The 13,706-nt window shown below is 68.7% G+C and carries 8 protein-coding genes and 1 riboswitch; all 8 genes read right to left on the bottom strand.

Going from position 1 to position 13,706, the window contains the following annotated elements; translation table 11 throughout:
• Positions 1–60: 60 nt before the first annotated feature.
• The 8 genes from AC5Y5E_RS24675 to AC5Y5E_RS24640 all read right to left on the bottom strand — a co-directional run bounded on the left by AC5Y5E_RS24675 (position 61) and on the right by AC5Y5E_RS24640 (position 13,578).
• Positions 61–1,332 (bottom strand): PPE family protein, encoded by a 1,272-nt coding sequence (locus AC5Y5E_RS24675; RefSeq protein WP_499905777.1) that lies wholly within the window; start codon positions 1,330–1,332, stop codon positions 61–63.
• A 955-nt stretch (positions 1,333–2,287) separates the two neighbouring features.
• A complete protein-coding gene (locus AC5Y5E_RS24670; protein WP_499905775.1) occupies positions 2,288–3,490 on the bottom strand; it encodes a PPE family protein in 1,203 nt (400 codons plus the stop codon).
• A 413-nt stretch (positions 3,491–3,903) separates the two neighbouring features.
• Positions 3,904–4,079: riboswitch (M-box (ykoK) riboswitch) on the bottom strand.
• Between the two features lie 71 nt (positions 4,080–4,150).
• Complete coding sequence (locus AC5Y5E_RS24665; RefSeq protein ID WP_499905774.1) at positions 4,151–5,428, bottom strand: PPE family protein, SVP subgroup; 1,278 nt, start codon at positions 5,426–5,428, stop codon at positions 4,151–4,153.
• A gap of 620 nt (positions 5,429–6,048) precedes the next feature.
• Positions 6,049–7,878, bottom strand: a complete 1,830-nt coding sequence (gene eccA / locus AC5Y5E_RS24660; protein ID WP_499905772.1) for a type VII secretion AAA-ATPase EccA — start codon at positions 7,876–7,878, stop codon at positions 6,049–6,051.
• Positions 7,875–9,077: a type VII secretion protein EccE gene (gene eccE, locus AC5Y5E_RS24655; RefSeq protein ID WP_499905771.1), complete on the bottom strand. Its 1,203-nt coding sequence runs from the start codon at positions 9,075–9,077 to the stop codon at positions 7,875–7,877. The genes eccA and eccE overlap by 4 nt, the downstream gene beginning before the upstream one ends.
• A gap of 19 nt (positions 9,078–9,096) precedes the next feature.
• The gene (locus AC5Y5E_RS24650) at positions 9,097–10,947 is read right to left on the bottom strand and encodes a S8 family serine peptidase (RefSeq protein WP_499905769.1); all 1,851 of its coding nucleotides are present in this window, start codon (positions 10,945–10,947) and stop codon (positions 9,097–9,099) included.
• Positions 10,925–12,442 (bottom strand): type VII secretion integral membrane protein EccD, encoded by a 1,518-nt coding sequence (gene eccD, locus AC5Y5E_RS24645; protein WP_499905768.1) that lies wholly within the window; start codon positions 12,440–12,442, stop codon positions 10,925–10,927. Before eccD ends, AC5Y5E_RS24650 begins: the two co-directional genes overlap by 23 nt.
• A gap of 233 nt (positions 12,443–12,675) precedes the next feature.
• Positions 12,676–13,578, bottom strand: a complete 903-nt coding sequence (locus AC5Y5E_RS24640; protein ID WP_499905766.1) for an ESX secretion-associated protein EspG — start codon at positions 13,576–13,578, stop codon at positions 12,676–12,678.
• Positions 13,579–13,706: the final 128 nt, after the last annotated feature.

Below are 13,706 nucleotides of genomic sequence, written 5' to 3'. Positions count from 1 at the left end.
ACCTAGAGGCCTGGGTGGCCAGTGCTGGGCTGGTGTCGGTGGTCGCGGCAGTCATCGCGGTCAGTCCTCGAGTGCCGGGATAACGATGATGGTGGCCGCGGCGGGGTCAGCCTCGGCGACGACACCGCCGAGCGAACTCGCCGTGGCACCGGCTCCTGCGGAGGTCCCGGCGGCGGCCACCGCGCGCCCTGCCAGGCTCGACAGGGCCATCTGGCTGAAGACGCCGCCCTCCCCCGTCAGTGATGCGGCCGGGGCGGCTGCCAGGTTGGCGGGTAGCACGGAGGCGAGTGTCCTGATCGCCGGGGCGGCTTCGGTCCAGCCCTGTGGCACCGACATGGTTCCAACCAGGGCCGCCTTGCCCATGGCCCCCGATACCGGCGCCCCGCTCAGGCTTGCGGAGCTCAGGTTTGTCACCGCCCCACTCGTCAGCGGAGCCAATGCCCCGGTGATGGGTTTGACGACGCCGAAGGCGGCGACACCTTGCCCGTTTTGGGCGTAGGCGTATGTCTGACCGAACGACAGGAACGGGCCGCCGGCTAGGGAACTGTCCCCGAAGAACGGCGACCAAATCGAGGTGAGGCCCGAGTTAATTGTGTTCCAGTTTGTCAGGTCGGCGGCGAGCCCCGGTGGCAGCGGTGGCAAGTTCAGTAACCCCGTTGACGCGGGCGCGGAGGCGCCCGTCGACAGGCTTTGCAGCCCGGTGGGCAGCGAGCTGGTGAGCTGGGACAGCTGCGTACCGATGTTCAGGCCGCTCGCGCCGCTGGTTTGGGAGACCGCGGCCGCCTGCGCCGGCGCGCCCGCAGCGTTGGTGGTCTGCGGCGGCTCGGTGAACGGCGTCAGCGTCGACGCGGTCGCCGACGAGGCCGCGTAGGCATACATCGCGGCGGCATCCTGGGCCCACATCTCGGCATATTGGGCCTCGGTGGCCGCGATCGCCGGGGTGTTCTGTCCCAGGAAGTTGGTGGCGATCAGCGTCATAAGCAGGGCCCGGTTGGCGGCGATCACCGGCGGGGGCACCGTGGCCGCGAACGCCGTCTCGTAGGCGCCCGCGGCGATCTTGGCCTGGCTGGCCGCCTCTTCGGCCTGGGCGCCCGTCGCGCTCATCCACGCCACGTATGGGGAGGCCGCCGCCGCCATCGCGATGGACGACGGCCCGGTCCAAGGTCCGGCCGCCAGAGTCTGGATCGTCGAGCCGTAAGCGGCAGCGGTCGACTGCAACTCCGTCGCCAGCTCGTCCCAGGCCGCCGCGGCTGCCAGCATCGGCCCCGACCCCGCGCCGACATACATCCGTCCGGAGTTGATCTCCGGTGGTAGCGCACCGAAATCCAACATCTATTTCCTCCCGCTCCCCTGAGTGGCCGCCATGGTAGGCGCGGCTTTCGGCCCCGTCCGCACCCACGCGACAGCTCTAATGAAATCCATGGAATCCGCCGTTGAATTCATGCGCTGATTTGACGTGTATGAAGACAACAGGGTTCCACACTCCCATTCAAAATGTGTCAGAGGCGGCGGTCCGCCCGGCGTTGGGCGCCGCTGCCCTAATGTAGCGATCATCGTGATCGAAACGTATTCGCGACGCGTTCCCGGGTTGTAATAGTAAGGTAAACGACGAGTGTCAGAGGCCCCTTGTACCTGTGAGAATGCTGCTCATCAGCTACGACATTTCTGTGCCGAATGCCTTGTCCAGCTTACTCGTAGGCGATATCCAGCAAGCGGCCAGGAACGGGCCTTAATTTGTCTGTATGTGAACACGATCTGTCGGCAGAGCGCCGCTGTCCGCCTGCTCTACACATCCGAATCTGTGCAATTAATACGCCGCGCCGTCCTTATTGAACGGCGTTAAGCAATTAACATTTGCGTCATGTGGTGAGTGTGAGGGCTCGTCGAGCTCGCGAACGGGAAATTTCCATGTTAGCTCGCGCGTCCACCACAATTCTTATGAAATGCATTCAACCCCGGGGCGCTCCGACGGCACCGTCGGCGCCGCAATGTTGCCGCCGGCCCCTCCGTGCCCTTGCCCAGGTGTATCCGCCTGGACACGGCCGCCTCGGCGGCCGCCGTCGCCGAATCGAAAGTTTGTCGTCATCCGGTGCTCCCCAAAATTTCACCTAGCGTACGCATTCGTTGCTGGCCGAACGCTGATTTGCTGCTGGAAGTTTGCTGTGAGCGGCTGGGGCCGATTCGCTGTGGCCACCGCGCCGCAGCGCTGCCCGGCGGTGTGATCGCGAGGTTGCGGAAAGCTCAATCCGCGCCGGCACTGCCTGTGAGGCGGCGCCGGCGACCGGTCCTAGCCGGCCGCCGGGGGGCGCGCGACGAAGGTGGGGCGGAAGCCGTACTGCGGCATGGCCCGCCCGTAGGGTTGCACACCGGTGGCCCCGATCGGCATCCCGGGCATGCCGGCCGCCATGGCCGGGGGCGCCACCATGGGCGTCCCGCCGAGCGACGACGCCAGCGGCCCGGCCAATGGCGCGGGTGCGGTCCAACTCGGCGGCACCGATAGCGCTCCGATCATCGGCGCGTGCCCGAGCCCGGCTGAGACGGCATTGCCGACGCCCCCGACCGCGGGGCCCGCGACCACCTCACCGATCGCGCCGTCGATCGCCTGGCCGGCCGCGTCGGCCGCGTCGGCGGCGGCCCCCTGGCCCAGCAGGCTCAGGAATGGCGCCAGCGTGTTGCTGGGCATGTAGAACCCCGACGAGAAGGCGGTGTTCCAGATGTTGGCGTTGGGCCCCCACTCGGCCCAAAGGTTGTCCAGCGTTGCGGATCCCGACCCGGACCCGGTGAGGAGCCCCATGATCTCCGCCGCCGAAGTCTGCGACGACGCGGGCGACGCCAGTCCCTGCAGCGCCGAGGGCAGCGCGGACATCAGCTGCGACATCGTGCCCTGCTGAGCGCCGTCCGGGGTGGCGACGGCTTGGGCCACCGCCGCCGACTGCGCGCTCGGCCCTCCGGGGCTGGTTGTCCGCTGCGGCTCGGTGAACTGGCTCAACTGGGTGGCGACCGCGGACGAGGCGGCGTAGCCGTACATCGCGGCGGCGTCTTGGGCCCACATTTCGGCGTACTGGGCCTCGGTCGCCGCGATCGCCGGCGTGTTCTGGCCGAGGATGTTGGTGGCGATCAGCGCCATCAGCTGGGCACGGTTGGCCGCGATGCCCGGCGGGGGCACCGTCTCGGCGAACGCGGCCTCGTATGCCGCCGCGGCGGCCTCGGCCTGTACTGCGGTCTGCTCGGCCCGCTCGGCCGTCGTACCCAACCAGGCCGCGTACGGCGCGGCGGCGGCGGCCATCGCCACCGATGCCGGGCCGTACCATTCCTCACCGGTCAGCGCGGCCAACACCGCATCGTAAGACGATGCGGTGGAACGCAATTCGGCCGCGAGCCCATGCCAAGCCGACGCGGCGGCCAGCATCGGGCCCGAGCCCGCCCCGGTGTACATCCGACCGGAGTTCACTTCCGGTGGAAGCGTCGCGAAATCGAGTGCGGCGGTCATCGTCGGCCCCCTCCCCTAACGCGCTGCGATTGTCGTGGCGTGCGTGCTGAAACGTGTTGTGGCTACGGCAAAGTCGCGGGCCGCATCAGCGAGCGCCGCCGGACGTGCGAAGACAAGCGACATCGGACTACTCCTCACGTAAAGAGGGTGATCCGGGCCGGCCGGCAATGGTGGCTGGTATCAGCGCGATCCACCGGCGCGATCCGCTAGGCGGACGCGTCGGTACGAGGTCTGGCGGCGTGAGCCGTTCAGACGGTCAGAAAGGGGCCGGGGCCGGATCGAATCGAAATGGTCGATCTGGAATACGGACTATCGCCGAGACTCATTTCGCTCTCACCTCCTCACGGCCTGGGCACACGGGGATGCCTTCGACATGCACACGGGGAGAAGGGCCCGGGCCGGGACTCCCGGAGACCGCACCCCTCTCGTCAAAGCTTTGGCACCACACGGCGTATCCGATTCAGCTGAGCCGGAAGCCACTTGGGCTCAACCCTTAGGCCGGGAGGAGCTGTCCTGACCCTGGGCGTCTTTCGACGTTCGAGGTCAGTGGCCTGTATCCGTGCAGACGCCTCACCTAGCGAGGTGCTTGCAGAGGCCATGGTGGCACCCGGCTAGTCGATAAGTCAACCCAGCTGCAACGCGTTTGCAACAGTCCGGCCGTCACCCGGCGGCCGGTGGGCGCGGCATCACGGTCACGCGGAAGCCGTAGCGCGGGCCGTGGCCGTAGCCTCCTGCGGCCGTGGCGGCGGGCATGCCCGGCATACCCGGAATCGGTGCCGCTCCGGCCGGCACCGCGCCAGCGCCCGGACCGACCGCGTTGGTCCAGCCGCCGCCGGCGAACGTTGCCCCCGCGTGGTTCTCCACTTGGGCGACGGCCGTCCAGGCCTGCGGCACCGACAATCGCCCCACCAAAGCCGCCTGGTTGGTGCCGGCCGAAAACCCGCTCAGGTCCGCGGCTCCCAGGCCGCCCGATCCCAACGCCATCCCGGCGGCTCCCGGCAGGGGCGTCCAAAGGGCGTTCCCGGAGCCCGCGCCCATGGGCGGGAGCGCGGTCGCCGCGGGTTGTGCGGCCACCGACACCGCGTTGATGTCGGCCATCGCGGCCGTGACGGCCGGTTCGATGATGGCGGGGCTCACGTATCCGGCCGAGACGAACCCGTTGACGAACGAGGAGTTCAAGAACGTGCCGATCGCGTTGCCGTCCGCCCCGTCCAGGAAGTTCAGGATGGCGTCGAGTAGTCCCTGGCCCGGGATGGCCGCGGCGGGGTTCGCGACCGTCGACAGCGGTGACGAGAACCCTTGCAGCGCAGTGGGTATCGCGGACATCAGCTGGTCCACCGTCTGGCTGCCGGTGCCCGCCGCAGTGCCCGTGGCCTGCGTGACCGCCGACGCCTGGGCGGCCGGCCCGGCCGGATTGGTGGTCTGGACCGGCTGATCGAACGGCGTCAGCGTCGAGGCCGCCGCCGAGCTCCCCGCATAGCCGTACATCGCCGCCGCGTCCTGGGCCCACATTTCGCCGTACTGGGCCTCGGTGGCCGCGATCGCCGGGGTGTTCTGCCCCAGGAAGTTGGTCGCAACCAGCGCCGCGAGCAGAGCGCGGTTGGCCGCCACCTCCGCCGGGGGCACCGTCATGGCGAACGCGGCCTCGTAGGCCGCCGCCGCGGCCGCCGCCTGAGCGGACGCCTGCTGGGCGAGCGCCCCGGTGCTGGTCATCCACTGGACATAGGGCGCCGCGGCGGCGCCCATCGACGCGGAGGCCGGCCCCATCCACTCCTCGCTCGTCAGCCCCGTGATGACCGCGTCGTATGAGGCCGCCGTCGAACCGAGCTCCGCACCGAGCGCGGCCCAGGCCGTCGCGGCGGCCATCATGGGCGCCGAGCCCGGCCCGGCATACATGCGGGCGGAGTTGACTTCTGGTGGTAGTGCTCCGAAATCCATTGCCAACACCTCCCTTAACCGGCCGTCACGGTTTCGGCGGAGTGCACGGTTGCGTTGCGCGGCGATTTCCGTTGTGTTACAAAGAAATACATCGGACTACTCCTTAAAGACGCTGATAGTCCGACCGGTTCCGGGCAGGTGGCCGCCGAGCGATGTCGGGTGTTGCCGAATCAAACGGCGGCGAGCGCGCCGCGACCGGGTCGGAAAGAAACGGTCGTTGTTCTCATGGGTTAATGGTCAACTCGGCCAGTGCGCCCACCTCCCGTCATCGCCCGAGGCGCTCACGGACGGGCGCCATGGTTGCCCGAATCGGGACGCGGCCCCGGCGAAAACCACGCGTAGGGCAAAAGCCGCCTGATTCCTAGGCGTCTTGCGACGATAGACCTAAATCCCCTTCTCAAGACCCATTTCCGCGGGGAAACTGCGCTCGGTGATGAGCATTGAGGATCATGGTGGCACCGGTGCCAGCGCCCGGCAATGCGAACCGCTCACCCATTGGAAATTAATAGAAAGGTCATAGAAATCGCCGCCGGGCCCCGACCGCCGCGGGAATCGCCACCTGCCCGAATGCCAGCGAAAACGATTGGGGCCGTTGGCTAGTCAGAGCCGCGTCAGCGGTGTTACGACGACGGCTTCTTCTCGGCGACGGCCGTGCGGATGCCCTCGAGTAGATCCTCGGCCGTCAGCTCCCTGAACTGGAGCAGCTGGGCCTCGCTGAACTCGCCGCTGGTCAGCACCAAGTCGAGGTCTTCGTCGTCGAGCCGGAAACTGCGGTGGTCACGCGCCTTTTCCACGACGTTGCGGACGAACCCGGCGTTGCCGAGCGTGTCGATACCGCGAATCAGATCCCCGTCTTCGGAGTAGCTCTCGTCGAGGTAGAACTTGGTGTACGACGGCAGCAACGCCTCGGCGGCCTCGTCGGTGATGACGTCCTCGTTCTCCCGCCCCATCAGCTTTGTCAGCGCGACGAGCTCGTCCGGGGTGTAGCTGAAGAACTCGATCACGGTCGAAAAGCGCCGCCGCAGACCCTGGTTCACCTCGAGCATCTTGTCCATCGCCTTGGCATAACCCGCGCCGAACACCACCAGCTCGTCGCGGTGGTTTTCCATGTACAGCAGCAGCGTGTTGATGATCGCGTTGCCGTAGGGGTCGCCCTGGTGATATCCGCTCTCGTGCAGCGTGTGCATCTCGTCGAAGAACACGGCTCCGCCCAGCGCCCCCTCGAGCATCTCTTCGGTGTTCTTCTCGGCATCGGCCATGTACCGCCCCAACAGCTTGGTGCGGCTGGTCTCCACCACCACGGGCTTGCGCAACACGGTGAGGCCGCACAGCTGCTTGGAGAAGGCCCGCGCGACCGACGTCTTGCCGGTCCCGGGCGGCCCCAGCAGCAGGGTGTGGCGCGAGGTCACCGGCACCGGGAGGCCCATCTTCTGCCTGGCCAGGTTGACCTTGGTGGTCGACTTGATGAGCTTGATTTCCCGCTTGGCCCGTTCCATGCCCAGCATCGCGTTGAGCTCGGCGTCCCCCTCGGCGAGGTACTTGGCGGCCTCTTGCGCGTGGCGGGCGGCCTCGGTCTCCGCGCGCGTCGGCGCGCTGTCCGGGTCCCACGGGTCGGTGCGCGCCTCGATCGTCTCCGGATCGGTCAGCACCAGCCGATAGTTGGGGTTGTCCAAGGCTTCTCGGGCCGGGGCGAACTTCGGGTCCCGCGAGTACACCCGGCGCAACAGCTCGACGGCCTCTTCCTCGCGGCCGACATGCCGCAGGCACATGCCCTGGGTGTACAGCGCGATGTTGGCCGCCCCCGGCACCCGGTCACCCTCGACGGCGTCCTGGCCGCGCCGGAAGGCCTCCTCGAACACCCCCAGCGAGGCCAGCGCGGTGGTCGCCATCGCGGCTCCCGCGGCCTTCAGCTCGGGGTGCCGCCAGGTCTTGCCCTCGGGAAATTGAACGAGCACGTCGGGCCAGCGGCCGGTGCGGAAGTACAGCACGCCGCGCACGTACTCGACGACTTCCTCGTCGAAAGGATGCCGGGGCTCGACGCCGTCGAGCAGCTTCGCGGCTTCCCCATAGCGTTTCGCCTCGGCGAGCACGGCCGCGTACGCGCAGGCCAGCGACTCGACGCTGGTGACGGCCAGCCGGAGGAACAACCCGTCCGAGATCTCGGGCCGAAACTGCAGGTCGGTCACTCCGAGGCGGCGGGTCTCCCAACCGAACGTCCGGACCGCGGCCCACGCGCCGGCCAGCACCTCGAGGCTCTGCTCCCCGGCCAGCATCCGCGCCAGCCAGGCGTCACACATCCCCGGGTCGAGCGTGGTGGCCGTGTTGAACATCTGCGCAGCCACCTGCGGGTTGTGGCTGGGCTGCAGCCCATTGACCGAAATTCCGGACGCCAAGAGCCCGGCGACCATTGCGTTACGGGCGTCTTCGGCGGTCGACTGCGAGCGCGTCATTGCGCGACGGGCACGCTCGCTGCGCTCTCCCGCTCCTGACCGACCGACAGCACGAGATCATCGTCGTCCAGCAACGGACGGCTTGGGACGATTAAGAGCGGGTGGGCCGCCGGGGCGGGCAGGCTGGCGCGGACCGCCGCCAATTGGCGACCGGTGAGCCGGTTGAGTCCCGACCACACGCTCCTGGGGAGGCGGCGCTCGCTGTGGTAGCGCACCCAGCCCGACAGCTGCGGCCGGCCGCCGCTGGTGACGAGCCTTAGCGTGACGACGGCCGCGCCAACGTCGCGCTGCAACAGGTCTTCCAAGGTGTCGGAAGTGATGTCCGACGGGGTCAACCAGAAGCTGGCGGCGAAGCCGTTGAAGTGCTTGAGGTGCCGCCATCCGGGGCGACTCCAGGTCGGTTCGAGATCGGCCAGCACCGCGCTGTCGACCTCGGCGAGCTCGTCGGCCGTCAACGGCCGGGCCACGCAATTCTGCCCATCGAGGTCTTGGGCGAGCCGCTCGGTGGCCGCCACCAGGGTCGACGCCAGCGAGTCGCGGGCCGCCACGGCGGCGACGTTGCGCTGCGGGTTCATCCGCAGCACCAGCCACGTGCGGCGCACATAGGAGGCGGGCTGGTCGCTCACCACGCCCCACTCCTCGGGTCCCCAGTCGTCCAGCTTGGACTTCTCGGCCGCCCTGGATTCAGGGCCGCCGCGGCGCACCTTCATCGTGACGATGTCGATGCCGTCGAGGTGGATGTCGAACTGGCGCAGGCCGTCGGCGACGGCGTGCACCGGCAGGATGGCCGCCGTGTTCCGGTGCCGGTGGCGCCCGGAGTCGTCGTCGCCGCCGTCCACCGCGATCACGCTCACCAGGTGGCCGTCGTACTGGCGCACGCCGACCCGGTCGCGCCCGAACCGGCGCTGGTGGTCAATCGCCGGCGTGCAGCCCGCCGTCAGCGCGGTGCCCGGATCGGCCGACCAGTCCCACAGCCAGGTGGCCAGGCCCGAGGTCACGGTGAGGCCGTGGTGGGTGACCAGGGACAGCAGCGTGACCACCGCCGCGAGGCCAACCCCGACCCAGAACGCGATGTGGTGCTCCCCCTGCCAGGAGGCCGGGCAGTGGCTGGCCACCAACAGGATCAGGATATCGACAACGAACACCGCGGTGACCCGCGCCCACGACAAAGACAATCCGAAACTTCGCTGCGCCTTCATTGCTATTGCTGCTCCGACCTCATTGCTGCTTCCGTGTTCGCTTCATGAACACTGCTATACCGAACACGGCGCCGCCGATCAGTAATGCTGCGGTCAACCCTCCGGCTGCCACCCATACTGGCACCATATCGCGGTGCGGGGCCGCTTTAGGAATGTTCAGCGGAGCCGAAAGTTGCTGCGGCGGCTTTGGCGGGCCTTCCGGTACGTCCCACGTCAGGGCCGCCACCGGGTCGATGACACCGTAGCCGACCTGGTTGTCGACCCCGCGTGCCGGCGCACGGGCGGTGCGCTCCAACCGGTTGATGACCTGATACGCCGATAGCTGGGGGTACTTGGCGCGGACCAGGGCGGCCACCCCGGACACGATCGCCGTCGAGAAACTGGTGCCGGCCGGGACCAGCAGCGAGTTGTCCGGGCCGTCGATGGCGTTGATCAAACCGTCGTCGCGCGGCGAGAGCCCGATGACGTCGGTGCCCGGCGCGGCGATGCCCACCCAGGGTCCCGCGACGCTGGTCGAACCCTGGCCCTGACCGCCCTGGGTGAGCGGCCGGCCATCGGTGTCGACCGCGCCCACCGTCAGGACGTAGTCGCTGAACCAGGACGGCGTCACCACGGTGCCCACGCCACTCCAGTCCCGGGGATCCTTGGGCTGCATGGGATCGAAGGCCGGGTTCTGCTTGCAGTCCTTCTTGCTGGTGTCGCCGGCCGCCGCCACGATGACGACGTTCTTGTCGACCGCCGCGTAGCGCACGGCGGCGCCCAGCGAGCGCTGATCGATGATGTTGCGCGAGCTCATGCAGGTCACGTCGGAGATGTTGATCACCGTGGCGCCCAGGTTGGCGGCGTGCACGATCGCCCGCGCCATGGTCTCGACATCGTCGATCTTGGCCCGGGTCTGCGGGTCCTCGTCGCCGGTGTAGGCGTCCTTGAGGCCGAAGGCCTGGCTGGACTGCCGGATCGCGATGATGTCGACGTCCGGGGCGATTCCGCTGTACGCGTCGGGCGCCGACGCCGGGGGTGCCGGCGGTGGGGGCGGTGGCTTCGGTGGGTCGAGCGGACGCGGGTTGACCGGGTTGTCGACCGCGATCACGTGCCCACCGCCGGAATGGCCGGGTATGGTCACCGTCCCGCCGCCGTGGCTGGCCGCCGGTGCCTGACCGGGCCCGGCTTGCGGTCCCCCGGGCGGCACGCCCGGACCCGCCGGTGCGGGCGGACCCGCCGGCGCGGCCGGTGGCGGCGCCCCGAACGGCCCCGGCGGAGGTGAATCCGACGGCGGCGCGGGCACCATCGTCACGGTCTGAGGCAGCGGCGACAGGGTCACCGTCTGCGGCGGCGGAGCTTTCGGGGGCGGCTCCGTGGTGGGAATGGTGACCGGCTTGCGGGGCGCCGCGGGCGGCGTCGCCGCGCCGTTGGCCGGGGCCGCGCCGATCATCGACGCGACGATGGTGCCGTGCGCGTCGCAGTCCGACAGCCCGTCGCCCGACATGATGTAGTCGCCGCCCGGGATGAGGTGCGGAAACCGTGGGTGCGGCGTCACACCGGTGTCGATGACGGCGACCTTCTGCCCCGCGCCGCGGCCGAACTGCCACGCCTCCTGGAGGTTCAGCATGTCCATGTACTTGGGCTGCAGCCGGAAGTCGCTGCCCGGCAGCACGCCGACCTCGGTGCAGTAGGAGTTCTGCTTCATCGGCGCCGGCGGCCCGGGCGGGCCGTCGGGCGGTACCGCCGCCGGGTCAACCGTCGGCGGCGATACCGCGTACGCGGGAGGCAGACCGGCTAATGCACCTGAGGTGAGCAGGAGTGCGGCGACGGTCGCGCGGGATGCGCGACCGCGCCACACCTTGCTGCTAGCGATAACGGATCGCCGCATAGACATTCATCAGCCACAATGCCAACGGGAAGATCGGCATCAGGCACAGGTACTCGATGTATTCCACGAACTTGCGGAACAGCGGGCTGTAGATGGTGTTGGGCACCACCGCCGCGGCCGTCATGCCCGCCGCGGGCAGCAGGACCAGGATCGCCACGCTGATCGAGACCGCCAGCGGAGACTGCAACCCCAGCGCGTAGCGAATCACGATCGCCGCGACGATGAGGACCGACGTCGCGGCCAGGCTGATCGCCTGCCAGCGGTCCACGTACGAGCGGCCGCGCAGCATCAGGAAGCCGGCGGCGAAGCCGGCCAGGATGAGCGGCAGCCACCGCTGGAAGGTGTGCGGGTCCGCCAGCGCGGTCAGCGACACGATCATCAGCACCCCGAGCCCCAGCAGCAGGCCGGAGAGGAACGAGCGGGCGCGCTCGGCCTGCAGCACCACGTCGCGAACCGACGCGGGACCCTCCAGGACCGGAGCGCCGCCGTCGGCACGCACCACGGTGGTCGGCAGGTCCGGTCGCGCCTCGAACACCCACCGGCTGGTCGCCGACGGGAAGACGGGCAGCCGGATGCCGGCCAACCGGCGGGACAGCGCCGGCGCGGACTGGTAGCCCAGCACGCAGACCAGCACCACGCAGGCGAAGTTGGTTACCGCGCTGGTGTTCGCCACCATCCGCGCCAGGCTGGCGATCGCCGCCACGGCGCTGATGGTCACGATCGCCGTATATATGGCCAGTCGGCGACCGGTGAAGCGCAGGATGAGCGACGCCCCAATCGCGAGCACGCCGAAGCCCAGCACCGCTTGCGGCGAGCCGACGCCGCCCGGCGGGGACGACGCCGCGGCCACCGTGAGCGGCGCGAGGCCGCTCAGCAGCATGATGTCGGCGACCAGCCGGTCCGAGTCGGTCTTCGCCCGCATCGCCAGCATGATGGCCACCGACAACGCAATCGCGGCGATGATCGACGAGTAGACCGTGGGCAGCCAGGAGTTGTGGTGCCAACGCCACCAGCCGAGCAGACCCGACGCCGCGGTCACGCCGATCGCGACCATCGACGCGCCGACCTGCACCGCGACGACCGGGTCGATGGCGGCGAACCGCTTGCTCAGGTTTGCCGAGACCGCCGTGGAGATGTGCTCGATGACCTGCGAGCGGTGCTCGGTGTCCGGCAGGAACCGGATCCACAGCCGGTCGCCGTCGTAGATGTCCTGCTCGGTCAGCGACTGCGTGGCCCGCAGCGGCGTGCCGTCGACGAGGCACAGCGCCCACCTGCCGCGGCCGGTGGCCTCCAGCGGGGTCTCGCCGAGCTCGCGCAGCCGGCTGTTGACGACCTTCAACAGCGGGTCGGTCATCACCGAGACCGGGGCGTTGGCGTCGAGCAGGACGCCGATCTGGACACCCTCGCCGGCCATGACGCCGACGACGACCGCCCGAGGCTGGGCGATGCCCTCGATTTCTGCCTGTAAGGCGTCAGCTACTCCGGCCGATGTCATCGCCCAGCACCCCCTGTCGTTTTGAATGTGTAAGCCCGTGTCGCCGAGGCGCCGCGGCCCCCTGAGAGGTACAGCTCGACCAATTCGGATTTCATCTGCCTCGCCTTGAGTTAAGGGTTGTGGTGACACTGCTTTGAAGATTTGCTGATGATTCTAGAGAAGTATGCCGTCTTCGCATCCCGACCGCATGTTGTCTGCAAAAGCGTTGGTGAAGTTTATGTTTCACACGTATGTCAGACCCTGCTGTGCGTTTTCCACTCGCCGTAGGGCAGCGTGTCCAGCACGGTCTTGATACCCACCTGCACCAGTTGGGGCGTCGCCGGGCAGATCGCCAGCCACGCCTCCCCCGAACCCGCCGTGCGCGCTTGCTGGTACAGCGCGATGCGGCCGCCCGAACCGTCCTTCAGCGACAGGACCGAGGCGCTCGGGCCCTTGGCGTCGTCCCGATACTGGCGCGCGTACACCGCAACCTCGGCCGCGGGGTCCGACAGCGCCTGACCGAGGGCGGCAACCGTCGCGGCGCTGATGCCCATCCGCCGCAGATCCCCCCCGGAGAAGACATTGAAGCCGGATTCCTGCCAGGACTTGGTCGCCTCCAGCATTTCCTCCAGCGGCACGTTGACCGCGTTGATCGCCGCGGGTTCCGCGTGGTGAATCGACTCCAGACCGTCGATCACCAGCGACGCGATCGAGGCGCTGTCCGCGACGGCGACGTCGTCGACGGTGATGTCGCTGCCCACCCGGACCGCCGAGACCCAGTGCTGGCCGCGGCGGGCGAGCACCACGCGGAACTCGTTGTCGGGGATGTCGCGCGAGCCGGGGGGCTGGTTCTCGTCGTCGACGACTCCGTAGAGCAGCTTGCCCCGCGACAGCAGGGCGACGACCTCGAGATCGGGCGCGGCGAGGACCCGCATTCGGGCCGCGACCTGTTCTTGCACCTCGTCGCCGACCACGATGCCCTGCTCACGCATCACCGCCATTCCGGGGTGCTCGTTGAGCCAGTCGCTCGAGTCGGTCGACACGAACGGGCGGCATCGCAATTCGGGCGCGACGTGGCGAATGTCGAGCAGCGCCTGAAGCATCCAGAAGCCGTCGACGTTGACGGTGATGTCGGTGCGGGTGCTCTGTTGGTCCATCGATAGCCTCAGAAGTGGTCGAAGTTACGGAAACCGCAGGACGCGGCAGCACACCTATTATGTGGTGTGCTGCCGCGCCTGAAGTTGCGAGCTAGGCCCAGCTGGACCCGACGGCGCTGTCCGTGCTC

This window comes from Mycobacterium sp. NGS54 (genome assembly GCF_059812465.1).
The sequence above is the reverse complement of the archived record's forward strand: the minus strand, read 5'-3'. Positions and strand labels throughout refer to the sequence as shown.

What these genes read in the sequence shown, in the direction of transcription:
- AC5Y5E_RS24670 (WP_499905775.1), bottom strand. Translation starts at nt 3,490, where the DNA reads ATGACCGCCGCACTCGATTTCGCGACGCTTCCACCGGAAGTGAACTCC.
- eccA (WP_499905772.1), bottom strand. Translation starts at nt 7,878, where the DNA reads ATGACGCGCTCGCAGTCGACCGCCGAAGACGCCCGTAACGCAATGGTC.
- eccE (WP_499905771.1), bottom strand. Translation starts at nt 9,077, where the DNA reads ATGAAGGCGCAGCGAAGTTTCGGATTGTCTTTGTCGTGGGCGCGGGTC.
- AC5Y5E_RS24675 (WP_499905777.1), bottom strand. Translation starts at nt 1,332, where the DNA reads ATGTTGGATTTCGGTGCGCTACCACCGGAGATCAACTCCGGACGGATG.
- eccD (WP_499905768.1), bottom strand. Translation starts at nt 12,442, where the DNA reads ATGACATCGGCCGGAGTAGCTGACGCCTTACAGGCAGAAATCGAGGGC.
- AC5Y5E_RS24640 (WP_499905766.1), bottom strand. Translation starts at nt 13,578, where the DNA reads ATGGACCAACAGAGCACCCGCACCGACATCACCGTCAACGTCGACGGC.
- AC5Y5E_RS24665 (WP_499905774.1), bottom strand. Translation starts at nt 5,428, where the DNA reads ATGGATTTCGGAGCACTACCACCAGAAGTCAACTCCGCCCGCATGTAT.
- AC5Y5E_RS24650 (WP_499905769.1), bottom strand. Translation starts at nt 10,947, where the DNA reads ATGCGGCGATCCGTTATCGCTAGCAGCAAGGTGTGGCGCGGTCGCGCA.